Source organism: Mesorhizobium sp. WSM4308, assembly GCF_002294905.1.
Lineage (GTDB): Bacteria > Pseudomonadota > Alphaproteobacteria > Rhizobiales > Rhizobiaceae > Mesorhizobium.
On sequence record NZ_NSFW01000024.1, the window covers coordinates 1 to 23,766 of the forward strand.

General features: G+C 61.2%; 27 protein-coding genes. 14 read left to right on the forward strand and 13 right to left on the reverse strand.

Annotated features, from left to right (window positions below; all coding sequences use genetic code 11):
* From CK227_RS32265 to CK227_RS32285, 5 genes are all read left to right on the forward strand, one after another.
* Positions 1–127: L,D-transpeptidase family protein (locus CK227_RS32265; RefSeq protein WP_143750518.1), on the forward strand; the 127-nt coding region annotated here is incomplete at its 5' end.
* 210 nt (positions 128–337) lie between these two features.
* Complete coding sequence (locus tag CK227_RS32270; RefSeq protein ID WP_245318378.1) at positions 338–1,132, forward strand: HdeD family acid-resistance protein; 795 nt, start codon at positions 338–340, stop codon at positions 1,130–1,132.
* Between the two features lie 307 nt (positions 1,133–1,439).
* Positions 1,440–1,907, forward strand: a complete 468-nt coding sequence (locus CK227_RS32275; protein ID WP_095775928.1) for an Hsp20 family protein — start codon at positions 1,440–1,442, stop codon at positions 1,905–1,907.
* A gap of 87 nt (positions 1,908–1,994) precedes the next feature.
* Positions 1,995–2,504: an Hsp20/alpha crystallin family protein gene (locus CK227_RS32280; protein ID WP_095775929.1), complete on the forward strand. Its 510-nt coding sequence runs from the start codon at positions 1,995–1,997 to the stop codon at positions 2,502–2,504.
* A 118-nt stretch (positions 2,505–2,622) separates the two neighbouring features.
* The gene (locus tag CK227_RS32285; protein ID WP_179296579.1) at positions 2,623–2,856 is read left to right on the forward strand and encodes a hypothetical protein; all 234 of its coding nucleotides are present in this window, start codon (positions 2,623–2,625) and stop codon (positions 2,854–2,856) included.
* Between the two features lie 498 nt (positions 2,857–3,354).
* Here CK227_RS32285 and CK227_RS32290 read toward each other — a convergent pair whose 3' ends face one another.
* Positions 3,355–3,669 (reverse strand): DUF982 domain-containing protein, encoded by a 315-nt coding sequence (locus CK227_RS32290; RefSeq protein WP_095775930.1) that lies wholly within the window; start codon positions 3,667–3,669, stop codon positions 3,355–3,357.
* Positions 3,670–3,932: 263 nt separating this feature from the next.
* Positions 3,933–4,280, reverse strand: coding sequence for a hypothetical protein (locus CK227_RS32295; protein WP_095775931.1), 348 nt, complete (start codon positions 4,278–4,280; stop codon positions 3,933–3,935).
* A 341-nt stretch (positions 4,281–4,621) separates the two neighbouring features.
* Here CK227_RS32295 and CK227_RS32300 point away from each other — a divergent pair, with 341 nt between their 5' ends.
* From CK227_RS32300 to CK227_RS32320, 5 genes are all read left to right on the forward strand, one after another.
* Positions 4,622–4,936 (forward strand): co-chaperone GroES, encoded by a 315-nt coding sequence (locus CK227_RS32300; RefSeq protein WP_095775977.1) that lies wholly within the window; start codon positions 4,622–4,624, stop codon positions 4,934–4,936.
* 60 nt (positions 4,937–4,996) lie between these two features.
* A complete protein-coding gene (gene groL, locus CK227_RS32305; protein WP_095775932.1) occupies positions 4,997–6,625 on the forward strand; it encodes a chaperonin GroEL in 1,629 nt (542 codons plus the stop codon).
* Between the two features lie 58 nt (positions 6,626–6,683).
* The gene (locus CK227_RS32310; protein ID WP_095775933.1) at positions 6,684–6,914 is read left to right on the forward strand and encodes a hypothetical protein; all 231 of its coding nucleotides are present in this window, start codon (positions 6,684–6,686) and stop codon (positions 6,912–6,914) included.
* Between the two features lie 84 nt (positions 6,915–6,998).
* Entirely contained in the window at positions 6,999–7,319 is a 321-nt protein-coding gene (locus tag CK227_RS32315; protein ID WP_095775934.1) for a DUF982 domain-containing protein, read from the forward strand.
* Between the two features lie 25 nt (positions 7,320–7,344).
* Positions 7,345–7,593 (forward strand): DUF982 domain-containing protein, encoded by a 249-nt coding sequence (locus CK227_RS32320; RefSeq protein ID WP_095775935.1) that lies wholly within the window; start codon positions 7,345–7,347, stop codon positions 7,591–7,593.
* Positions 7,594–7,938: 345 nt separating this feature from the next.
* Here the strand turns inward: CK227_RS32320 and CK227_RS32325 are convergent, their stop codons facing one another.
* Entirely contained in the window at positions 7,939–9,342 is a 1,404-nt protein-coding gene (locus tag CK227_RS32325) for a PLP-dependent aminotransferase family protein (RefSeq protein ID WP_143750553.1), read from the reverse strand.
* 80 nt (positions 9,343–9,422) lie between these two features.
* On the opposite strand from CK227_RS32325, the gene CK227_RS32330 reads away from it, so the two are divergent.
* From CK227_RS32330 to CK227_RS32335, 3 genes are read left to right on the forward strand one after another with little or no spacing between them, the layout of a single operon-like run.
* Complete coding sequence (locus CK227_RS32330) at positions 9,423–10,592, forward strand: MFS transporter (protein WP_095775937.1); 1,170 nt, start codon at positions 9,423–9,425, stop codon at positions 10,590–10,592.
* A complete protein-coding gene (locus CK227_RS36470; protein WP_143750554.1) occupies positions 10,586–10,897 on the forward strand; it encodes a DUF1611 domain-containing protein in 312 nt (103 codons plus the stop codon). The genes CK227_RS32330 and CK227_RS36470 overlap by 7 nt, the downstream gene beginning before the upstream one ends.
* A gap of 1 nt (position 10,898) precedes the next feature.
* The gene (locus CK227_RS32335; RefSeq protein WP_095775938.1) at positions 10,899–11,438 is read left to right on the forward strand and encodes a dihydrofolate reductase family protein; all 540 of its coding nucleotides are present in this window, start codon (positions 10,899–10,901) and stop codon (positions 11,436–11,438) included.
* Between the two features lie 125 nt (positions 11,439–11,563).
* On the opposite strand, the gene CK227_RS32340 is transcribed toward CK227_RS32335, so the two are convergent.
* The 5 genes from CK227_RS32340 to CK227_RS32360 form a co-directional block, all read right to left on the reverse strand.
* Positions 11,564–12,727: a mannitol dehydrogenase family protein gene (locus tag CK227_RS32340; protein ID WP_245318380.1), complete on the reverse strand. Its 1,164-nt coding sequence runs from the start codon at positions 12,725–12,727 to the stop codon at positions 11,564–11,566.
* A gap of 101 nt (positions 12,728–12,828) precedes the next feature.
* A complete protein-coding gene (locus CK227_RS32345) occupies positions 12,829–13,854 on the reverse strand; it encodes a zinc-binding alcohol dehydrogenase family protein (RefSeq protein WP_095775939.1) in 1,026 nt (341 codons plus the stop codon).
* A 71-nt stretch (positions 13,855–13,925) separates the two neighbouring features.
* Positions 13,926–14,840, reverse strand: a complete 915-nt coding sequence (locus tag CK227_RS32350) for a sugar ABC transporter substrate-binding protein (protein ID WP_095775940.1) — start codon at positions 14,838–14,840, stop codon at positions 13,926–13,928.
* 95 nt (positions 14,841–14,935) lie between these two features.
* Complete coding sequence (locus CK227_RS32355) at positions 14,936–15,721, reverse strand: ATP-binding cassette domain-containing protein (protein WP_095775941.1); 786 nt, start codon at positions 15,719–15,721, stop codon at positions 14,936–14,938.
* Entirely contained in the window at positions 15,718–16,770 is a 1,053-nt protein-coding gene (locus tag CK227_RS32360) for an ABC transporter permease (protein WP_245318382.1), read from the reverse strand. Before CK227_RS32360 ends, CK227_RS32355 begins: the two co-directional genes overlap by 4 nt.
* A gap of 165 nt (positions 16,771–16,935) precedes the next feature.
* On the opposite strand from CK227_RS32360, the gene CK227_RS32365 reads away from it, so the two are divergent.
* Positions 16,936–17,820 (forward strand): GntR family transcriptional regulator, encoded by an 885-nt coding sequence (locus CK227_RS32365; RefSeq protein WP_095775942.1) that lies wholly within the window; start codon positions 16,936–16,938, stop codon positions 17,818–17,820.
* Positions 17,821–17,973: 153 nt separating this feature from the next.
* Here the strand turns inward: CK227_RS32365 and CK227_RS32370 are convergent, their stop codons facing one another.
* The 5 genes from CK227_RS32370 to CK227_RS37895 all read right to left on the reverse strand — a co-directional run bounded on the left by CK227_RS32370 (position 17,974) and on the right by CK227_RS37895 (position 23,745).
* Complete coding sequence (locus CK227_RS32370) at positions 17,974–18,738, reverse strand: SDR family NAD(P)-dependent oxidoreductase (protein ID WP_245318383.1); 765 nt, start codon at positions 18,736–18,738, stop codon at positions 17,974–17,976.
* A 607-nt stretch (positions 18,739–19,345) separates the two neighbouring features.
* Complete coding sequence (locus CK227_RS32375; protein ID WP_095775944.1) at positions 19,346–20,071, reverse strand: ABC transporter permease; 726 nt, start codon at positions 20,069–20,071, stop codon at positions 19,346–19,348.
* Entirely contained in the window at positions 20,068–20,781 is a 714-nt protein-coding gene (locus tag CK227_RS32380) for an ABC transporter permease subunit (protein ID WP_095775945.1), read from the reverse strand. Before CK227_RS32380 ends, CK227_RS32375 begins: the two co-directional genes overlap by 4 nt.
* A gap of 77 nt (positions 20,782–20,858) precedes the next feature.
* Positions 20,859–21,656, reverse strand: a complete 798-nt coding sequence (locus CK227_RS32385) for a transporter substrate-binding domain-containing protein (protein WP_095775946.1) — start codon at positions 21,654–21,656, stop codon at positions 20,859–20,861.
* A 73-nt stretch (positions 21,657–21,729) separates the two neighbouring features.
* Entirely contained in the window at positions 21,730–23,745 is a 2,016-nt protein-coding gene (locus CK227_RS37895) for a DUF2817 domain-containing protein (protein ID WP_095775947.1), read from the reverse strand.
* Positions 23,746–23,766 lie beyond the last annotated feature (21 nt).

Sequence of the window (23,766 nt, forward strand, 5' to 3'; positions counted from 1 at the left end):
CGGCGCGACCTTCTCGCATGGCTGCATCAGGCTGACCAACTGGGATGCCGAGGACCTCGCCTCCATGGTGCAAAAAGGCACGAAAGTCAGCTTCAAGGACGAGATGGCGAACGCAGGCGGCGGGTAGAAGGCGAAGTCCAGCTCGGCCTTCTCGCGTCGTCCTTTGGCCTGGCAACAGCGCGGGCGACGCGCCGTAAACGAAACGCCGCTTCCGGCGTCGGAAGGCATTCGCCGCCGCGGGCGGCGCTCACGGGTGAATGAGCCGGCCGCATTTTCAGAATTATGATCAATCGTCGAGGCGCGTCGGAACCTTTCGTCCGCGATGCACTTCATTTGCATGTCCCAGAAGGTTGAACCCCCAATCCTGCCAGAGGACAGCCCCGATCGGGAGGTCAACTGCGAGGTCGCATTGGAGCCCGCATTCGAGGAACTGGTCGCTTCGTCACAAGCCCGCGGATGGACAGCCCAGGAGACGGCAACAACCCTCCTGAAAATCGCAAAAGCGCATGCGGCCCAGCTTGAGGCCGTCGTAGACACAGACGGCTTTTGGAGGCAGGGCAGGTCGATCTCGTTGGATGCAGCAGCAGACGTCTTTCGCGAGGCGATGCGGCAGACCCTCAGGCAGTACTCACTTTGGTATTTGGTCGAGGGCGCGATGCTGGTCGCAGCCGGAATTCTGGCAGTGACCTTTCCGATGATCTCGTCGATTGCCGTGGTGAACTTGCTCGGCTGGGTGCTGATCGTCAGCGGAGGCCTACAAGGCATAAGCCTGATCGGCGCGGGCCACGTGCCTCATTTCTGGCTGCAACTCATCTCCGTCATCCTTGCTGTGCTGATTGGTCTTCTCTTTCTGCGCCATCCTGGAAACGGACTGCTGACCATCACCTTGCTGCTGATCGTCTTCTTCATGATCGAGGGCATCGCGAAGGTAGTTTTCGCCCTCACCATCCGCCCCTTCCCCAACTGGGGCTGGGTCCTGGGGAGTGGGATGATCGGGATTCTTCTTTCCGTGACGCTGTGGGTCAGGATCCCGGTGACAGCCGTATGGCTGATCGGACTGCTGTTGGGGATAGAATTGATTGGTGTTGGCGCCGCGATTGCTTACCTGGCCTGGCATGTGCGGAAGAGTTGAACGCTTACCGGCTTGGCTGGTCCCAACATCTGTGAAACGTCCAGATCGGGATTTTTCTTGCTGTTGCCGGCCGCGAGACTGCAGAAATAGCCGCTGGCCAGCACCCCAGCTATCCTGGCAAAACTCACAAATGCCTGCGCCTGTTTGGTTGTCATTTGGCCGGTGATTGCGGCGGTCGCTCTTGACGCGGCGGAAATCGATTCCCAACTCATCTTTGTCGGTCGCCGTGCAAGGGGCCGACGTGTCAGGGAGCGCCAGGCTTCTTGGCGTTCCCTCGTATCTATGTTGCTCCAAGGAGGATGTAGCTATGAGAACGAACGTGGACTTTTCCCCCTTCTATCGGTCGAGCATCGGCTTTGACCGCATCTTCAACCTGCTCGAAAACGCCAGTTCGCCACAGAATGCGGACAACTGGCCGCCTTACGATATCGCCAAGCTCGGCGAAGACACCTACCGAATTGTCCTAGCGGTGGCCGGTTTCGGTGAAAACGAGCTTATGATCACGCATCAGCCGAATATGCTGGTGATCGAGGGCGCCAAGACAGAGAACGAGGAGGTCCAGTACCTCCATCATGGCCTGGCGCTGAGGCCGTTCGCGCGCCAATTCGAACTGGCCGACCATGTAACCATAGTCGGGGCGAAACTCGAAAACGGTCTGCTGATCATCGACCTCAAGAAGGAAATTCCCGAGGAGATGAAGCCGCGCCGCATCGCGATTAATGTCGAGACCGACAAAAAGGCGGCCTCCAAGCGCATTGAAAGCGCGGCGGCCTGATCTTTGGCGGTCGGCCTGCAGAAGACACCCCGTCCTGTCGTGGGTGGGATCCGGATGCGACCCATAAAACGAAAAGGAGAAGGACAAATGAGCGTACGGAACTTGATTCCCTGGAGCCGTGGCGGCAGCCAGGCACCGAGCATTTATCGCGGTGACGACATGGATCCGTTCCTGTCGTTGCACCGCAATGTCAACCGGCTATTCGACGAGGTGTTCCGCGGTTTTGACACACCTTCGGTTCTGGGCCGCGTGCCCCCTCTCAACGGGACTTGGCCAAGCGTGGAGTTCTCGGAAACCGATAAGGAAATCCGGGTGACGGCCGAAATCCCGGGCCTCGATGAGAACGACATCGAGGTCATGCTGGATGATGGTGTCCTGACGCTTCGCGGCGAGAAGAAGGCAGAGACCGAGGACAAGGATCGCCAGTTCAGCGAACGCTATTATGGGCGCTTTGAGCGGCGCTTCAGTCTCGGCCGTGAGGTTGAAGATGACAAGGTCGCGGCCGCGTTCAAGAATGGTGTGCTCACCGTGACACTGCCAAAGACCACAAAGGCGCAGGCAAACGCCAAGCGCATTGCGATCAATGGCAGCAAATGACTGTCGCGAAGGAGTGCCGGGGCTCGACTAGCCCCGGCACTCGCAGATAGCGAGATGGTCAAATGACGTCCATTGAATGCCCATCTGCTTCGGGGGTATTTCGACCGGAAGGAAAAGGATAACCATGACACGCCAAGACGTTGTCTCGGTCCTCGGGCCTGTAGACGACGTGACAATTGCGGAGATCATCGCGTCCGGTGCCTCGCTCGAGGAATTGAGAGAGGCGTGGGCCTGGGCCTTTGGTGACGAGGCGCCGATGAGCCAGGGGCGACCGCTGCCGGGAACACGGGTGGCAGCGCTAATCGACCTGATCGAGCCCGATGACGAAGGCGACGTGGCAGATCCGGCCTAGGCGCATCCGGGCATCGGTAGTTGATCAGAGATGCATGGATCGCCACGCTATTCCAGCGATTCCAAGCGCGCCGTTTAAGGTCCGAGGATGCTTGCGGACTTGGGCGGCCTCGCCCGACAACGGCGTGTCGTTGGCATGACAGTTCGCGAGGCCGTCGCTGCAAGTGTCTTGCCAGCTTCGAGCCCTTGTTCCTGAAAGACTGCGAAGACGACTACTGGCCGACGTGTAGGCGGCCCACGAGAAGGCGGAGGGGCGACCTGCACTAGCCTGTCAGTTCATTTGCAAGCAGTCAGGTCCTTCAATGCCTTGTCGGCATTGGCCTTGCTTGTATACGTCTTATTGCCGGCATCGGTCAGTTTGTGCCGTCCGGTTTTTTTTGGTCACCACCTCACTCTTCTTGGTCGCCGCATCCTTGGCTACCCAGTACTCCTCCTCCCCATGGCACTAGTGACGCGTCGACCGATGCGGCGGCGGTACGACCTGCCGCCGCAAGCGAAATCAACCGTCAATTTCTGTAGGATGGTCTGCAGCGCTAATCTTAGGCCCTGTCATCCAAGGCGGCGCCACGGGAATATCCTCAATGACACCGACCCTGCGTGCCCAAGTCGTGAATGTCTTGTGTGCCGCATCGACGGACTTTCGACCATCATATGCCGAGTAGCAAGTGTCACTCGCCGCTGCGTGAAGCAGGCCGCGCCTTTCGAGGGGCCATTCCTCAAGAAACTCTATCGCATCCATGACACAAGCGATCCTTCTGAGAGCGAAGCCATCGTCTCGTACGAAGATCGTCTGTTTGAACATTCCATCTTCCATGTGACCTCCCTTCAAACTGCGTGACAACCGATCCTGCCTCGCCTGCGTGTGGCAAGGATCTCAGTTCCGGCAAGTCGACGAGCTTGGGCGAATACCATAGCAAACAGGGCAGAGTTCGACTTGAGATCCGCCAAGCCGCCGCCGGACATAGTAAAGAGATTGGAGACACCTCTTTTAGGTTCAAGGGGTGTTGGCAACCAGACAGCCAGAACCTTCTTCAAAGCACCGTGACAACAACAAAGGGCGTCTCTCCTGTCGCGCGTTCAGGCGTTAAGTCTTTGCGGGCGTTCTCGAGCCTGCCATTCCTCGCGGTCACAGCCTACCTCGGCGCGACTGTCGTCCAGTCGGCGAAGTGCATCCATCACGGCGTCGAACGTCACCGGGCTAGCAGCGCCCGGTGGCTTTCGCAGCGCAGGCATGGAGTCGACGGCGCAAGCATCAGAAGCCCATGAGGCAAGAATGGCGCGCTTTTCCTGAGTGTCGAGCGTGCGGTCGCCCACCACCTCATTGGGGTGACTAAAGTGCCGCGCCGGAAACAGCAGGCGGTCAAGCGAAGGATCAGAGGCCTCAGGGGCGATCGAGGGGATGTTTTTCGGGAAAGTTCGTTCCATCGATAGTCTCCACTTCCTAACAAATCTCCTTGGCATCGGTTTTGCGCTCGAGCCCTTTTTCAGGACTCCAGCGCCGAAAAATTTCGTAGGGTCCCTGCGGAATTTCAAGATCTGAAAGTCGCGCGTCCTAGCGAAAATAGCTGCATGAATTCATGTCACTAGCACTCTTGTATGCAGAGTGCCAAAATTTTTCCAGCGACCCCTTGAAACTCGAAAATTCCAAAACTAGCTCGATATCCGCGCGATGCCTGAAAAAGGGTCGTGGCGCCCCGCACCGGCCCGATATTGCCGGTCCGGTGTGGAGGAACCTCAAAAATCTGTTTGTCCCGAAGGAGAACGATATGACGTTCCGTCCATTGCATGATCGTGTCCTGGTCCGCCGCATCGAAGCCGAGGAGAAGACGGCCGGCGGCGTCATCATCCCCGATACCGCCAAGGAGAAGCCGCAGGAGGGCGAGGTGATTGCCATCGGCCCGGGCGCCCGCGACGAGAGCGGCAAGCTCACGCCGCTCGACGTCAAGATCGGCGACCGCATCCTGTTCGGCAAGTGGTCCGGCACGGAGATCAAGCTCAACGGCGAGGATCTGCTGATCATCAAGGAAACCGATGTGATGGGTGTGATCGACCGGGCCGCGACGATCAAGAAAGCCGCCTGATCGATGCTTCAGCGCCACAGCAACCCAGTCAATGAAGCTGCCTATTGAAGGAATGATCCAATGGCTGCCAAGGAAGTGAAATTCCATTCCGACGCCCGTGAGCGCATGCTGCGCGGCGTCAACATCCTCGCCGATGCGGTGAAGGTGACGCTCGGCCCCAAGGGCCGCAACGTCGTCATCGACAAGTCGTTCGGCGCTCCACGCATCACCAAGGACGGCGTCACCGTCGCCAAGGAGATCGAGCTCGAGGACAAGTTCGAGAACATGGGCGCCCAGATGGTGCGCGAGGTCGCCTCGAAGACCAGCGACCTTGCCGGCGACGGCACCACCACTGCAACGGTGCTTGCCCAGGCGATCGTCAAGGAAGGTGCGAAGGCCGTCGCCTCGGGGATGAACCCGATGGACCTGAAGCGCGGCATCGATAAAGCCGTGGAAGCGATTGTTCAGGAGTTGAAGACCAACGCCCGCAAGGTGACCAGGAATGACGAGATCGCCCAGGTCGGCACCATCTCGGCCAATGGCGACGCCGAGATCGGCCGCTTCCTGGCCGAAGCGATGCAGAAGGTCGGCAACGAAGGCGTCATCACCGTCGAGGAAGCCAAGACCGCCGAGACCGAACTCGAAGTCGTAGAGGGCATGCAATTCGATCGCGGCTATCTCAGCCCGTACTTCATCACCAATCAGGACAAGATGCGCGTCGAACTCGAAGAGCCCTATGTGCTGATCCACGAGAAGAAGCTGTCCAATCTGCAGGCGCTGCTTCCGGTGCTGGAAGCCGTCGTTCAATCGTCCAAACCGCTGCTGATCATCGCCGAGGATGTCGAGGGCGAGGCATTGGCCACCCTGGTCGTCAACAAGCTGCGAGGTGGGCTGAAGGTCGCCGCCGTCAAGGCGCCCGGCTTCGGCGACCGCCGCAAGGCGATGCTGGAAGACATCGCCATTCTGACCGGCGGCACGGCCATCAGCGAGGATCTCGGCATCAAGCTGGAGAACGTCACGCTGGAGATGCTCGGCCGCGCCAAGAAGGTGGTGATCGAGAAAGAGAACACCACCATCGTCGACGGCGCCGGCTCGAGGAGCGAGATCCAGGGTCGCGTCAGCCAGATCAAGGCGCAAATCGAGGAAACGACCTCCGACTACGACAGGGAAAAGCTGCAGGAGCGGCTGGCCAAGCTCGCCGGCGGTGTCGCCGTCATCCGCGTCGGCGGCTCGACGGAGGTCGAGGTCAAGGAGCGCAAGGACCGTGTCGACGATGCCATGCATGCGACGCGCGCTGCGGTCGAGGAAGGCGTGTTGCCGGGTGGCGGCGTGGCGCTTCTGCGTGCGGCCAAGGCACTGGACAGGGTGCAGGCCGAGAATGAAGACCAGAAGCATGGTATCGAGATCGTGCGCCGCGCGATTGAAGCGCCAGTGCGCCAGATCGCTGAGAACGCCGGCGCGGAAGGCTCGATCATCGTCGGCAAGTTGCGTGAGAAACCGGAGTTCGGCTGGGGCTGGAACGCACAGACCAACGCGTTCGGCGACCTCTACAACGAGGGCGTCATCGATCCGGTGAAGGTGGTGCGAACCGCACTCCAGGATGCGGCATCGGTTGCCGGCCTGCTAGTAACGACGGAAGCGATGGTTGCCGAGAAGCCGAAGAAGGAACCCGCCGTTCCGGCAATGCCGGCTGGTGGCATGGACTTCTGATGGCAACGGCTGTGTCCGCGCCCGGTGGGCCCGGACACCCTGACAAATGGGTAGAGCCATGAACGTGATGAACTTGAACGTAATCCCGCCGCCGGCGCGTGCGGCCACCGATCTGAACTACGAAGCAGACCTGAAGGTTGCGCTTGACCCGATACTGGTCGACTTGCTCGACAGAGCGGAGGCCGCGGGTTGGGACCGGCGCAAAGCAGCATACACGGTGATGTTTCTGGCCGCGCGGAATCTTACCGACAGCAAAGGTCCTCCTGGAAACGGGAGTTCGGCAGGCTAAGGCGCGACGCCCGCAATCTATCGCGCACGCGCCGTGGGAAAGGCTTCCGATCGATTGAGCTAATCGCGTGAAACGGAGGAAAATATGGAACACAATCAATTTCAGCATCCCGTGAGGGTGCTGGTGGGTCTTGGGTTTCCGACCGACATTCAAAGCGTAAAAGACGCCTTCGTCCTGTTGGATGAATGGCCGCCATCGAAGCGAAACTCTGCTCATGGCGTCGCGCTCAATGCCTGTCGGGCAGCCCTCGCCGGCGAGGTGGATGCCGAAACCGCTCGCAGCACATTTGTTGCCTTCGCCCGCCGCATGGATTTGCTTGTACAGGCCGCAGGCGACATCGTCGCGGCCGAGGCAGTTGGCGCTTTCGGAGCGGCTTCGAGAGGCCCCTACAACAAGTCGATGTAATCGGTCTGCGGGAGCGCACAAAGCTATGAGGGATATTCGATTTTCCGAACCAGTGAGACTGCGCGTGAGACCCTCGAGGGAGCGGGTGGTTGCCAGCAGTTGGGAAGCACTTGAGTGCCTTCATGACCAATGGTCGGAATGGGCGAGAGGACCAAGCTATCGAGCTGCCCGCCGCACTTGCCGCGACGCCTTGGACGGATGGCGGGCTCCGCAACAAGCAAGACGGGCATTTTTGAAGGCGGCCCGTCGTGCAGGTTTGATCCAGGTCTCATAGTGAGCCCGGCGCTGAGGTAAGTCTTTGCTTTGCGAGCGACGCAATCTGACCGATTGCACGCCTCCGTCGGATCTGCAAGGAGCGGATATGACCCGGCGGCCCAGGTCGGAACCAGCCTGCACGTCGTTGTCGCCGCCTATCGCAAACATCGTTCCCAAGCCTTTAGAAAACGGCGAGTCATGAGCTGACGAGTGCCATCATTTGCCGGACAGGACTGACGAAAAGGCCCCCAAAATCATTTCGCCTACAACTTATGGACTTACGCGATAGCGCTCAATTCAAACTGGAAGAATTGAGCGTGTATGGGGCAGAAATGCACGTTGCACCGACCGCGATCACCGGACTTCACTGGGGCGAGACGTCACGGATGGTCTGCGCGAGCAAGCGGACGCTGGAAGCAATCGCGCTGTCGGGAATTCGGCCGTAGCCGATGAACAAGCGCCGTGGCCCGGCCGCGGTTTGAGAATATCGTCCGAGCGCTTCGGTCGCCACGCCCCGTTTTCGCAGAAGCGCGACGATGTCGGCTTCACCGGCTCGACCGATGGTCGCGGGCAGTCGCACCGTTACGTGGAGACCCGCTGCCGCGCCCTCAACCTCGACGTCCGGGAGTTCGTCCCTCAAGCAGCTCAGCAGACTGTTGCGGCGATCACGGTAGATACGGCGCATCTTCCGCAAGTGCCGATCATAGGCGCCTGACTGCAGAAGGTGCGCAAGTGCGTCCTGATCGATGCGCGGAGGTCCTTCGCTCCAGCGCCGCAGCTCGCGGTTCATCGGTGCGATCAGCTGCGGCGGAACCACGAGCCAGCCGAGGCGCAGCGCCGGCGCCAGTGTCTTGCTTGCGGTGCCTGCATAGACGACCCGATCGGCAGCGAGGCCCTGTAGTGCCCCGACCGGCGCCTGATCGTAGCGGAACTCCGCATCATAGTCGTCTTCAAGAATATAGCGGTCCGTTTCATGAAGCCATTTCACCAGGCGCTGTCGCCGAACCGCGCTGAGCACGCCGCCAACCGGAAACTGGTGCGACGGAGTAATCAGCGCGCCATCGGCGCCGGTCGCGATGAGCTGGTCGACGTCGATCCCATCCTCGTCCACCGGCACGGGGACTCGGAGGAGCCCGGCTTTGTCGACCGCGACCCAATCGCTGTAGCCCGGATCCTCGACCGCAACGCTGCGCGCTCCGACGGCATGCAGGACAACACAGGCCAGGGCGCGCCCTTCGGCAAAGCCGCTGGTGATGAAGATGCGTGAGGGGTCGGCGATGAGGCCGCGCACGCGGCCGAGATAATCGGCGAGCGCAGCCCGGAGGACCGAACTCCCGCGAAGGTCGCCATAGCCGAGATCGCTCGCCGGAAGGGTCTGGAGCACCTGCCTGACGGCGCTCAGCCAGGCCTTGCGCGGGAAATGCCCTACGTCTGGCATGGCCGGCCGCAGATCGTAGCGGATCACTTCATCGGCGGACCGCTGCTCTGCCGAGGCGGCGACGTTCGCCAAGCCGGCGGCGACCATCGGCCGTGCGCCCTGACGCACGGTCAGGAATCCCTCGGCGGCGAGTTGCGCATAGGCGTCGACCACAAGTGGGCGCGAGACACCCAGTTGAGCGGCGAGCGCGCGGGTCGAGGGAAGGAGGACGCCCGGGCGCAAGGCCCCGGTTCGAATTCGGGTCAGCAGGCCGCGGCGCAGCTGACTGCCGAGGCTCTCATCGATGGAGCGGTCAAGGCTGAGAGCGATATCCGCGTTCAAACTGGTCAACAAAATTCCTCAACAACTGGCCATGTCGTCAAGACCAGTAGCACGGTAAGCCAGGCCTCGTCATCTGTGAGGACAAGACCATGGCGACAACCACACTTACCGCACCGCGGGCGCGAACCGCTCCTGAGCCGATTTTGACGGCTCCCATGCTGAGCATTGCAGGCGTGATGCTTTCGACAATGAGCAGCTTCTATCTGCTTCTGTCGGCCATTCCCGCGCATGCGTCGGCTATCGGAGGGACCAGCGGCGCAGGCGCCGCAACCGGCGCCTTGATGGCAGCCACCATCGTCGGCGAAATTGCCGCGCCACAGGTGATCAACCGCGCCGGTCGTAAGAGCGCGCTTGCGGTCGCCCTCGGCTTGCTCGGTCTAGGCTGCCTTACGGCCTTTCCTGCTTCGCTCGCGCTGCTGCTCCTCAATTGCGCAGGTCGCGGGCTTGCACTTGGCGTGCTGCTCGTCGCCGCCTCCGGTCTCTCGGCCCAAATGGCACCGCCGTCGCGGCGTGCCGAAGCCATGAGCATATCTGGGGTCGCGTCTGCGGTTCCGGCGATCGTGGCCGTTCCCCTCGGCCCTTGGGTGCTGACGAATCTCGGTGCACCGGGGACAGCCGTCTGCGCGGCGGCGCTTGCCTTTGCCGCCATTGCCGCGACCCCGGTTCTTCCTTCCGAGCGGAAGATCGAAACGCACGAGGCCCATTGCCTTCCGCCTTTGGGCGTGGCGATCGGGCCGGCACTCTCGCTCGGCTGCGGCGCGGTCCTTGTCGGCGCAGCGGTCACCTTTCTTCCTCTCGCCCATCCGGAGGCGACCAGCGGGACGATCATGCTGGGCCTGCTGCTTCAGGGTTTGGGCGCAACCGTTACCCGCTGGCTTTCGGCACGGCATGTCGACAGGCACGGCACGCGCCTGCCTATGCTCGCTGGCCTGGCCGCGTGTGTCGTCGCCGCAATCGGCCTGGCGGCCACGGGCGAGGCAGAGGTGCTCTGCGGCATGCTCTTGAGCGGGATAGCCTTCGGCGTGCTGCAAACCGCGACTCTCGCCGAGCTGCTCGCCCGCGCGGCTCCCTCGCAGGTGGATGGCGCCGGCGCACTGTGGAACGGCGCTTATGACGCGGGCCTCGGTATCGGCGGAATTGCGTTCGGCGGCCTTGCGACAGCGGTCGGGTTCAGCGCGGCGTTCGTCGCGACAGCTGGCGTTATCACGCTCGTAGCGCTCCTCCATCTCGCCACAACGAAAGGGGGCCGTGAATGCTGAGGCGCCAATTTCTTTCCGATATTGTCTGCGGACTTCATGACCGGCTGGATGCGATCCCTGAACGGAATCGGGCCGCAACGCGCCAGGGGCGCCGGTTGATCGATGTTCGCCACAGCGACGTTCATGCGCCGGTCGCTACCGGCGCGCTGAGGCGCCGTAGCCAATCCGTTTCGCAAAAAGGGCGGCGGGACCGGCGATGGTTGACGCAATCGAGCATTCCTCGCCGACGGCAGGTGGACAGATTTAGACGGCGCGATCCTGATGGGTCCGCCCGTGTTTTGGCATCCAACATAAGGAGCGACTGACATGAGAAAACTACTGGTTTCGAGTTTCATCTCACTCGACGGCATCGTCGAGTCGCCGATGACCTGGGCGTCACGGTTTTTCGACGACGAGGTCAGGGCGTTTGCCCTTCGGAAGCTGGACGATGTCGAGTTCTTCCTTCTCGGCCGCAAAGCCTATGAGTACTTCGCTCCGGTTTGGCCTAACGCGACCGGAAGCGCCTACATGGATCGAATCAACGGGCTGAAGAAGCTGGTGGCGTCAACGACGCTCGACGAGGTCGGGTGGAATGCATCTCTTATCAAAGGCGATGTGGCCGAAGGACTTGCCATGCTCAAGAGGCAGGCCGGCGGGCATATCCTGAAATACGGTATCACGGAACTGGACAGAACGCTGTTGGACAACAACCTCGTCGATGAATACGACCTTTTAGTCTTGCCTACCAAGGTCGGTCAGGGCAAACGCGCTTTTGCGGACATCGATGCGGACAAAATAAACATGGAACTCGTCCGCACGCACCGCTTCGCCAATGGTGTCGTGGCGCTCACATATCGACCGCACTGACTGCCATCCGAACAGCGAAAGCTGCTATCTGTGGGCGGCGCCTAGCCTCGCCCCCAGATCCATTGGGTTGTTGCGATACCCTTGATCGCACAACCAGCCGAGCCAATACGACAGCACAGATGCAATTATGGGACGACGTTTTGGCGATCCGCATTCTGGTCGACGGCCGAGAGAATCTTCTCGAGAGATGGCGACTGTCGACGGTGCTCCTCCGGCACCCACTGAAGAAAGCCGCCGATACGCCGTTGAACCTTGGTCAGGTGACCAGCGGCGATGTCGCTCAGACGATGATCAAGAAAAGGGTTGTCGAACCTCTCAAGCGTGGTCGCTACGTATGCTGTCGCTTCCTGCTCCAGGCCCCGGGCCTTGAAGCCAAGAACGACCTCGGAACCATAGATCTCCGTCAGCAAGCTTCGATATCCATCGACTTCCAGCATTTCGCGCACCGTCAGGTTGGGTCTCAGCCCATCGGCCATCCAGTATTGTGCGAGCACCGTGTGACCGAGGTTCAAGATGTGCAGCTTCAGTCTCTCGATGCGGTCGAGATCATCGACAAGCGCGATCGCGGGGTGACGGCAAGGCAGCCTCAGCCCAGCTTGCTTTTCAATCGCCCATAGCGCGTATGGCTCCGCGACTGCCCCGACGGGCTCGATGGCCGACGAGACGATGCGGTCGACCAGCGAGTTGGCAAAGACGCAATCGTCGGCGATGAACGACAAAAGGGCGTCGGAGGCGCCGCTTCGCTTGGCCAAAGCGATCAACGCTTCCTTCAGCGTGTCGCCATTGCGCGGAACCAATTCGGTTGGAAGCACCACGACGGGCCTTGCCGACACCGCAAATCGGTGCGCGAGCAGAACGAGCAATTTTGCCGGATATCCCGCCGGCGCCGGGCCGCGGGCGTGGGTGAGGTCGACGACGAGATCGGATGGAATGGTGAGGCCCGCCTCCGTCGTGTTCGAAACAACGAATTCCGCTTGTTCCGCAAACAGCGTGGTCAACCGCGACCAGTCAAGTTCGGCATCAAGCGCGCGCCGTATGCTCTTCACGCGGATTTCATGCTCGACGCGGTGGCCCTTCTTCAGCCCGCGGATGACAACCGGGTAGCCCTCATCGCGGGCGAGCCCCTGCAAACGGGCTCGGCCGCTCGCCGAGCCGCTGATCGCGACCACCGTGATGGGTCCGACCGCATCGCCTGCCGACAGCGCCTCGTGCACGAAGAGCGCTGCGTGCGCCTGCAGAAAGCGGCTCGTGCCGAACTGGAAAATGGGCGTGACGATTTCGTTGGTCAACGATCTTCCTCGTTCTCTAGAAGCTTGGTGAGGGTACGCATCGGCCGCCGGTCCAAATATGATCCGTCTGCTGCGGGTCCGACAATCCGCGTTTGCTGAAGTCAGCCAAGTTCCGCCACGCCGATAACGGCCTTGATCAGGCCGGATTTCTGCCGAGCCCAGATCGCGATATCGCGGGGGCTGTCATGCAGGGTGGTGCGGTGGGTGACGAGTTGGTCGATTGGTATTTTTCCGGCGTGGATCGAGGCGATGACGTGCTGGAAGTCGGCGTGCGTCGCGTTGCGACTGCCGATCAGAATCATTTCGCGCTTGTGGAATTCGGGATCGGAGAAGCTAACCTCGTCCTTGATGACGCTGACCAATATCATGGCGCCGCCATGGGCCACGTAGCTGAATGCGGCTTGGATCGAGGCCTTGCTGCCGCTCGCGTCGAAGACGAGGTCAAAACCGTCACCATCGGTTCGCTCCCGCACCAGCTCGACAGGCGAGGCCGATGCATTGTCGATGACAGGAAAACCGAGTTGGCGTTCGGCGAAGTCGAGCCGCTCTCTGCTCATGTCCATGATCGTCACCGCCTGGCCTGCAAGACGGGCAAACAATGCCGTACCCAATCCAATCGGCCCGGCGCCGATGACCAGCGTACGGACGCCAGCAGCAAGCTTGGAGCGCCTCACCGCGTGGGCGCCGATCGCCAGAAATTCCACGGCTGCCGCGTCAACGGCTGAGAGTCCCGCGGCCGGGTAAAGGTTGCCGGCAGGCACCAACAATTGTTCACACATGCCACCGTCGCGATGAACGCCCAACACTTCTATCGACACGCAGCAATTGGGCTTGTCGTGACGGCACGCAATGCATTTGCCGCAGGCGAAATAGGGATTTACGACGACCCGTTCTCCGGCCTCGATGGCGACGCCTTGACCAACCGCCTCCACGGTGCCGGAGAGTTCATGCCCCATGATCCGCGGATAGGCCAGGTAGGGATGCTTGCCTTCAAAGATATGGTAGTCGGTGCCACAGATGCCGACATGGCTGATGTTGATCAATGCCCATCCGGCTTCCGGCCGCCCCGGCGCCGGGCGATGTTCGAAGATCAATTCGCCGGGCTTTCGGCATACGAGCGCTTTCATTCGGGCATCTTCCTGAAATGTTCCAAAAAAGACCCGGCGGTTGGGCTGCCGCCGGGCCGAGGTGTGGGCGCCTATTCGAAGTCCTTGACGTTCTTCAGCGTCACGAGCCCGGCGCCGGTATCCACATTTGCCTCCACAGCTTCCCCACGGATCGCCTTGACGACAGTGTCGATGCCCAGCTCGCCCATCTTTGCCGGAAATTGTGCAACACTGGCATCTTCCGCGCCCGACTTGATGGCTTCGATCTCACCGCAGCAGGCGTCGAAGCCGACCAGGATGATCTTGTCGTTGGCAATGCCCGCATTGCTGATCGATTTGACGGCTCCCGGGATTGGCGGGCCGCAAGCCGAGTAGATCGCCTTGAGGTCGGGATTGGCGGTCAGGATGTCTTCGGTCACTGACGTTCCAAGTTCGAGCGTGCAATTGGTTGCGCCCTTGCCAACCACCTCGACCTTGACGTCGCCAAGGCCCTCCATCATCCCGGCGACCCGGTCGTCCAGCGCCGGCACACCTGGGACGCCTTGCAGAATGCCGATCTTGTCGCCGCTCTTGAGCACGGTCTTCAGGTACTCTCCGGCGATCTTGCCGCCGTTGAGATTGTTGGTCGAGACCAGTGCGGTCTGGCCCTTCCAGTTTGGGATGCTGTTGTCGACGAGAACCACCTTGATGCCTGCAGCGACGGCCTTGTCCAGCGCCGGTGCAACGGTCGGATCGACCGGAGTGATCGCCAGACCCTTGACGCCTTGCGTGATCATGGACTCGATCAGAGCGATCTGACCCTCAATGTCGGTTGCTGCCTGGCCCTGGCCGGTGACCAGTTCGATCTCGGGATGGGCGGCCGCGTATTTCTTGGCGGCGTCCTCCATGGTCGAGTAGAACGGCACCGGGAACTTCGTAATCAAGCCGACCTTGGTCTTGTCGGCGGCAGAAGCGGGCATCGCAAACGCAATGGCGATCGCCAGCCCAGCGAACAGTTTTCGGTTCATTGGCATTCCATTCCTCCCTTGGAATTTGAGGCGTCTTCCGGCGGAAGTCGCTTCAGGCATTTGCGGACCGGAACGGCCCCCAAATCTCGAACGGATCAGGCTCCAACGATCATGGAAACCAGCTCCTGCTTGTTGTCCTTGGTCGGAACAAGTTCACCAACCTTGCGGCCCTGGCGAAGCACCACGGCGCGATCGGCAAGCTCGACGACATGCTCCATATTGTGGGTGATGAGGATGACTGCGTTGCCCTGGTCACGCAGGGCAGCAACGAGGTTGAGCACCTGGCGTGATTCGCGCAGGCCAAGTGCTGCGGTCGGCTCGTCGAGGATCACAACCTTGCGGGCAAAAACGGTCGACCGCGCCACTGCGATGGCTTGCCTTTGGCCGCCCGACATCATGGCAACGACGGCGTCGAGCCGCGGCAAGGTGACCTTAAGGTTTGCCAGCAGAACGCGGGTCTCGGCATCCATCTTGCGCTGTTGAAGAAATCGCAGGCCGCGCGGAAGCCATGACGGCCAGGCCAGTTCGCGACCGGCAAAGAAGTTCTGTCCAGGCGTCAGATTGTCGAACAGCGCCAGGTCCTGGTAGACGGTCTCGATGCCGGCGAAGCGCGCATCCGCGGGGGAGCGTACCTGCGTCGGCGCACCGTCCAGAAGGATCGCGCCAGCATCGAGTTGGTGCACCCCGCTGATGCATTTGGTCAACGTCGACTTGCCGGCGCCATTGTCGCCGAGAAGCCCGAGGATCTCGCCGCGCCGGACCTCAATGCTGACATCGTCCAGCGCCATGACCGAGCCGAAACGCTTGGTCGCGCCTCGCACCGCCAGCACAGGATGGTCGGCAGAGGCTGTATGATCGACGCTGGCCGCAACGGCACTCATGACTGCCTCCCGGCCTGCATGACGCGCACACGCCCTTCGAGGTAGTTGCGCAGCACGTCGGACTCGACAGCTATGACAATGACCACGCCGATGACGATGAGCTGGAAGAAGACGTTGACGTTAAGCAGATTCAGCGCGTTGCGGATGACGCCGATCATGATGGCACCGATCAAGGCATGGCCAAGATGGCCGCGGCCGCCGAGAAAACTGGCACCGCCGATGATCACCGCCGCGATCGTGTCCAGTTCCAGCAGATTGCCGAACAAGGGCGAACCGGCGTCGGTGCGGCCGGCGAGGATGACCGCGCCGATGCCGGCGCACAGCCCTGAGATCACATAAACCGAAACCAGGACCCAGGACACGGGAATGCCCATGCGCACGGCGGCGTCAGGTCGGCCGCCGACGGCATAGATCCAGCGCCCCCAGACCATCGTCTTGGCCATGACGAAAAGGACCGCTGCAACGCCGGCAACGACGAAGACCGAACCCGGCAGACCCCAGACCGCCTCGCGGCCCAGCGCATCGATGGCCTCCGGCATTCCAGGAATGGCGCGCCCATCGGCCAATTGGAGCGCCAGGCCCTTGGCGATGCTCAATGTCGCCAGCGTAATGATAAAAGGATGCGGCAACCGGCCGAAGACATAGAAAAGCCCGTTGATGGCCCCGACCGCCGCCCCGCAGCCAACCATCACCGCGATCACCGCGACTGCGGGAGCACCGGCGTGAAAGCTGAGCGCGCCGACGACGGAAGCCAGTGCAACGTTCGAGCCTACGGAAAGATCGATCCCGCGTGTCAGGATGACCAGATGCTGCCCCATTGCGACAACCGAGATAACGGCGGTCTGGGCGAGGATGTTGCTGAGGTTGCGCCCTGTCAGGAAATAGGGTGACAGAAAGCTAAGCAAGACGATCAGCAGCACCAGGATGACGACCGGACCAGCACTCAGCAGGGCCAGCCCAAGCGCAAGGCCTGGAACGGCTTCCTGCTTCCCGGACTCCGGCAATGCGGCCTCGCCGGCAGTGGTGCCGGTGTTTCCCGATTCAGGCAAAGTCTCCTCCCCGCTGAAAGCTCGTGCGAGCCCTCGCCGTAAAACTTTTGCTGTATTTCAGCTTCTTCTTATCGATAAAAAACAACCACCATCACTTGGTCAAGTTGTTTTTTATGGATAAAGTTCATGCTAGAAAGGACAAGGTATTGCTCCGAGGAAGAACCGATGCGAACCGACACTGTGTACAAAAAGGCCTTCAACCGCGCCGCCACCATGCTGCGGGATGGACAAATAAGCGGGGAGCTCCCCTCCGAAAATGAGCTGAGACGGCGGATGGGAGTGAGCCGTACGACCGTTCGAAAGGTTCTGGGAGAACTTGCCCACCGCGAACTCGTCGCGGAGCGCGGCGGCGTCCGGACGGCAGGCCGCGCGGTCGAGGATAGCGACTACTATCCCGACGCCGAAACCACGTCGCGGGCCAACCATGTCGAACAGCAGTTCATGGAGTGGATGCTGCGGGGTGACACCAGGCCTGGCACCAGTATCAACGAGCTCGAACTTGCCCGGCAGTTCGGTGTCGCGACCAACGGTATTCGTGAGTTCCTGATCCGGTTCAGCCGATTTGGGCTGCTCGAGAAAAGGCCGAACACCGGCTGGCTTTTCAAGGGCTTCACGGAGGATTTCGCTCTTGAGCTGTTCGAGATCCGGGTGATGTTCGAGCTGCGCTCGGCGCATCTCTTTTCACGGCAACCCAACACGTCTCCGCTGTGGGATAAGCTCGCCGCGCTCAAGGTCGCACATACCGAATTGCTGAAGCGGATTGAAAGCCGCTATCACGACTTCTCCGGCCTCGACAACCGCTTTCATCGGCTCATAAACGAGGCTTCTCCGAACCGCTTCATCGACGATTTCTACGACATCATCAGCTTCATTTTTCACTACCACTATCAGTGGAACAAGCATGATGAACAGCAGCGCAACCAAGCTGCGATTCTGGAGCATCTGGCCTATATCGATGCACTCGAAAGCCGCGATCCCGAGCGCATCAGACGGGCCTGCCAGGCGCATCTCGCTTCGGCAAAGGCAACGCTGATGCGCTCGCTGGTCTGAACTTTGTGGATGGCGGAAGCTCCGCTGAGGAATCGATGCATCCGTCAGGAAGTTGGTGGACCGTCGCTTCAGCCTCGGCGAATGCATTGGCGATGCCGTTTCCAGTGCTTTCCATAAACCCGACCCGATCGTGAACGACCGGTCGTCTCGGAGTCAGCCCTTGCGCTCCTGAAGGCTGTTGCCGCCGTCGACCACCAGCAGGGCGCCGTTGACGTAGCTCGCGCCTTCCGATGCCAGGAACATCACCGCTGCGGCAACCTCGTCCGGTCGCCCGGCCCGCGCCGGTGGCGTGTGCAGGGCAGCTTGCCGTTCCATCTCGCTCGACGAACCTGTTTCGATCCAGCCGGGCGCCACGGCATTGGCCGTGATGCCGCTTTTTGCCACTTCGAGCGCCAGCGTGCGCGTCAGGCCGACCATGCCGGCTTTGGCGGCGGAATAGGCTGATGTGCCTTCGAAAGCCACCAATGGCCCGGTGACCGACGCCACATTGATGATACGCCCATAGCCTGCCTTTACCATCGCCGGCAAAAACGCCCGGGTGACCAGGAAGGCGGTCTTCAGGCTGACGGCAATCCCTTGGTCCCAGTCGGCCTCCGTCATGGCGAGAAACGCCCTGTCGGCCGAGGGCGATGCCAGCGAGCCCATGCCGGCATTGTTGACCAGGATGTCGACAGCGCCGACGTCCGCCCGCAGCCGCGCGACTTCGACTGCGATGGTGAGATCGGCGACCGCGGCTTTGGCATTGATGTCTTCGGCGCAAAGCTCGGCGGCGCGATCGAGTACACGCGCGCTGGCACCGCTCAGGAAAACGGCATGACCGGCAAGGCCAAGCTGCCGCGCGATGGCAAAGCCGATGCCGTCGGCAGCACCCGCCCCTGTGATCAGCGCACGCTTGTTGGTAGACGAAGGCAAGGTCAAATCAGGCTCCCCTGGTTGCGCGGCCGCTGCTTCACCACGCACTTTGGCGGCCGTGCTGCGAAGATTTGCTCGCAACATTCCGCGCCACTTTGCGTTCTCGAAATGCCGTAACCGGTCGCTCAGTGGTGTCCGCTCTGCTGCCGGAAGCTTTCTCCTCAGACTTCATCCGACTAGGATGAGACCACAGGCCGAACTATGCAAGAGTGTGATCTTTCTAAGGAAAATCAATGGTTTAGCGAATTGTTAGCCAGCCCATATCCTTCGTACGATCTCGTATGGTCTGGCGAACCCGAAAACAACGAACGAGATTGATTACTGGCTCGACATACCAATTTAGCCCGAGTGGCCCAGGACTCACTTTGTGATTGGCCGAAATGTGGCCGGACACGGACGGCCCGCTTTCGGAGCAGCCCAAAGAGAATGCGGTAGTTTGGGCCCGAGATCGCCCTTGGCCGACGATTGCATTCTCCAGGGGACGGTGGACGAATGAGATAGGGGCAACCTTTCGGGTCGCGAACCCTAAGGCCGACGCGGTCCCGGGCTTATCGATGATGATGGGTTGCAGAGAGCGGGCAGATCAAACAGCCAATCTTAAGATGTGACGAAATCACGGTAGATCGACCTGGGTGAGCGCTACCGATTTTCGACGAGAAGACGTCTCGTGCCGCATGAGAAAGCGTTCAAGGACGCGGACAATCGCGATCAGCAGCAGGTTGATCACCAGGTAGAGCACCCCGGCAATGGCGAATATCTCGAAGATCGCGAAGGTCTGGCTCATCAGCCGCTTGGCGTAACCGGTGATTTCGAGCACCGTGATCGTCGAGGCGAGGCTGGTGCCTTTGACGACAAGGATCAGCTCGTTGCCATAGGCCGGCAGCGCCTGGCGGATGGCGAGCGGGAACTCGATGCGGCGGAACCGCAGCATGCGCGACATGCCGCACGCCTGGGCTGCTTCGACGAGACCGACCGGAACCGACATCAATCCGCCGCGCAGGATTTCTGACGTGTAGGCGGCCGTATTCAATGCAAGCGCCAGCACGGCGCAGCGTGCGCCGTCGCTGATCACCCACCACAAAGCCGCATTGTCCTTGATCAGCGAAAGCTGGCCAAGTCCGTAGTAGAAGAGGAATATCTGCACCAGCAGCGGAGTCCCGCGAAAGACATTGCTGTAGTATTTGGCGAAACCTGACAACAGCCGGTTCGACGACAGCCGCATCAGTGCCAGACCGAGGCCCAGATTGAAGCCGATCAGCACCGAAACGAAGGTCAGCGCTGCCGTGACCCATAGGCCCTTCAGCAGAACGGGAACTGCAAGCTGGATGAGGTCTATCATACTGCTTTTCTCGTCCGCAGCCTGACCAGGCGTTCGATCCCGTCGAAGCCGGCCTGGCTTACAAGGGTGATGAGCAGATAAACCGCCGCCGCGATCAGGTAGAAAATAAATGGATGGCGCGTGGAATTCGCGCCGATGAAGGAAACGCGCATCAACTCCTGAAGACCGACCACGGAAACCAGGGCCGTATCCTTGATCGTCGTCTGCCAGACATTGTTGATGCCGGGAACCGCGATGCGCAGCATCTGCGGTGCGATGATGCGGCGAAAGATCCGCCAACCCGACAGTCCCAGCGCGCGGGCGGCCTCGATATGCCCATCGGGGATCGCGCCGAGCCCCCCGCGCACGACCTCGGTCGAATAGGCGCCGGAGATCGCGCCGATGGCGATGACCGCGATGACGAACGCATAGCCGCTCTCCGCGACACCGGCATAGCCGAACGCTGTCACGACCTTGGTCACGAATTCAACCGAACTGAAGAACAAGAGATAGATAATGAGCAATTCGGGCACGCCACGCACCAGCGATGTATAGGCATCGACCAACAGTGAAAGCGGAAATATCCGGGCCCATTTGATGAGACCGCAGACGATGCCGATCACCAGACCGGCCGCCATGCTGACGAGACCGACGAGGATCGTTATCGACGCGCCGCGCAGGATGGCGGTGACCCAACCCGCTTCCCAAACCTGCCAGAGACCGAATTCCATCTGAGTTCCCTAGATGTGCCGCGTGAATGAGAAGCATGCGCCCGGCAGCCCGGACGCATGCGAGAGCTTTTCAGCGTTTATTTGCAGGACCGGGAGATGTCGGTCTTGAACCATTTCTGGCTGGCCTTGCCGACCGAGCCGTCGGCGATCAACTCGCAAAGCGCCTTGTCGATCTTGGCCTTGAGTTCGGTGTTGTCCTGCGCGATGCCGACGCCAATGCCTTCGCCGAGCGTCGGATCGAAGGTGCTCTTGATCTCGACGCCGATCAGCTGAAAATTCTTGCCATCGGGCTTGTCCAGGAAGTCCTGCAAGGCGGATTGATCGGCGAAAGCGGTATCGATGCGGCCGCTCGCCAGGTCGATCTGCATCTGGTCGAGCGTGTCATAGGTCTTGAGATCGGCATTCGGTGCGCGCTTCTCGACGAAATGTGCGTGGGTCGTGCCGGCCTGCACGCCCACCTTCTTGCCGTCCAGCGATTTCAACAGCGTGTCGACATCAGTGATGGCGGCGAGATCCGAACCCTTGGCCGCCACGAACATGTTGGCCAGTTCGGCATAGCCGGCGCTGAAATTGATCTCTTTCTTGCGGTCGGCGGTGATCGACATGCCCGAGATGATGACATCGAAGCGCTTGGCCTTCAGTGCCGGGATCAACCCGTCGAACGCCTGCACGACGAAATGGCACTTCACGTCAAGCTTGGTGCAGAGCAAGGCGCCGACATCGGCGTCGAAGCCGGTGACATTGCCGTTCGCGTCGGACATGCTCCATGGCGGGTAGGCGCCTTCCGTGCCGATGGACAGCTCGCCTTCGGCCGCCAATGCGCTGCCCATGGTTCCCGTGAGAAAGGCGAGCAGCGTCAAGACTTTCAGTTTCATGTCAGTTCCCCTTGTTGTTGGTCTTCATTGCAGTTGTCCGGTCCGAACCGGACGCTTCGAGGATGCGGCTTCCTCACAGTGTCCGGGCCAGGAATTGGCGCAGACGCTCGGAGCGCGGACTGCCGAACAGCTCCGCTGGCGCACCCTCTTCCTCCACCTTTCCCTGGTGGAGAAACAGAACCTTGTGGGAGACCTCGCGCGCGAACTGCATTTCATGCGTCACGAGGATCATGGTGTTGCCTTCCTCCGCCAGCTGGCGGATCACCCGCAGCACCTCGCCGACCAGCTCGGGATCGAGCGCCGAAGTCGGCTCGTCGAAGAGGATGACCTTGGGCCGCATCGCCAGCGTGCGGGCGATCGCCGCCCGCTGCTGCTGGCCGCCGGACAACTGGCCGGGATAGTGGGCATGCTTGTCGGCGAGCCCGACCTTCTTCAGCAAGGCGTGCGCGTGTTCGATGGCTTTCTCGCGCGGCTCCTTCAGCACGTGCCGGGGCGCCTCGACGATGTTTTCCACCACCGTCATGTGCGGCCATAGATTGAAGTTCTGAAACACCATGCCGACGCGCGCGCGGATACGCTCGACCTGCGCCATGTCGGCCGGACCAAGACGGCCGTTCGACACCGGCTTCATCTTGATTACCTCGCCGTCGATGGCGACCTTTCCGCCGTCCGGCTGTTCCAGAAGATTGATGCAGCGCAGGAATGTACTCTTGCCCGAGCCTGACGAGCCGATCATGGAAATCACTTCGCCGGCGTGAGCGGTAAGATTGACGCCCTTCAACACCAGAAGCGAGCCGAAGCTCTTGTGAAGCTCGTCGATCTGTACGGCCGGCGTCGTGATCTTTGCTTCGTCAGCGGGCGCCGGATCGGCAACCTCAGCGCGAACGGTGGGTGACGACGGTTCGCCTTTGATGGCTTCGTCCTGATCCAGCTCGACCGCCTTCAGGTCCGCCAGCGCACGGTCGAAATGGCGCAGGCTGCTGGACAGGCAGGCGCGCTGCCAATCCGGATCATCCGGAATGAAGGCCGAGCGCAGCGTCTCCCGGATCCGCTTGCCGAGCGGCGAATCGAGCTTGCCGAACAGATGCAGCCAGTTGTCGGCCTGCACCGCTTCCATGACGGCAGGCCCCTCCAGGGTGCCGCATTCGACGACAAGCGGCAGCACGCGCGCGTTCGGCATTGCCTTGCGCACGGCGTCCGAGACATAGCCAGTCGCCATCGCCGCGATGCCGGTGCCTGTCTTGGCGCCCGGGCCTGTCAGCACGGTCGTCAGCGCTGGCCCGAAGATGGATTTGCCCCAGGCAAGACCGGCATGCTCGGAACTCGCCACCGAAAGCAGTGCCGGATAACCGTAAGGCCCCGCTCCCGTATGCAGGTCGAAGACGATAGCCTGCCGCGCCTTGGCGGCAAAGGTCTTCAGGATTTCGTTCAACGTCCGATTCGACCAGACAGGGCCGCCGCCGCCATAGAACATCCCGTCGGCGAACTCATATTGGCCCGCCTCGATAATCGCCGCCAGCCCGGCGTGCCCAAGCCTCTTGCGCGCCGCGGCGAGCTTCTCCTCAGCCGCTATTCGATCCGGCCCTTCCCACTCGCGGTATGCCACGGCGTCGTGGAGACCGGCATAGCCGTTGTTGACCGGAGCACTCGCCGACCAGTCGATGAAGTTGCGGTTGAGGTCGACATTGTCTTCGTTGACGCGCCGCAACCACGCCGTGCCCCAGGGATTGATGAGATGGATGGCAAGGATCGCGATGTCGTCAGGCAAGCGCCGCAGGTTTTTCTGGCCAAGCCAGGCGGTCTGGCAGGTCGAGCCGAACGGTCCCTCGACGCCATGCGTGCCCGAGATGACCACGATCAGCTTGCGCGCATCGCGTCGGCCCAGCAGCGCCACATCTGTCGCCAGCGTCTCGCCATCCGGTCCGTTCAGCGGATGGACATACTCGGACAGTTCTGCGCCCGCCCGCTCCGCCGCTTCGCGAAAGCCCTGGCGCAAGGCGGCAAAGTCGCCGGGATAGGCTAGTGCCGGCTCATCATGGCGCGTCGCTGGTTCCACGGGACGTCGGGTGGTTGCGGTCAATCCGTTCATTCCCTGCGGTTGCGGCATGGG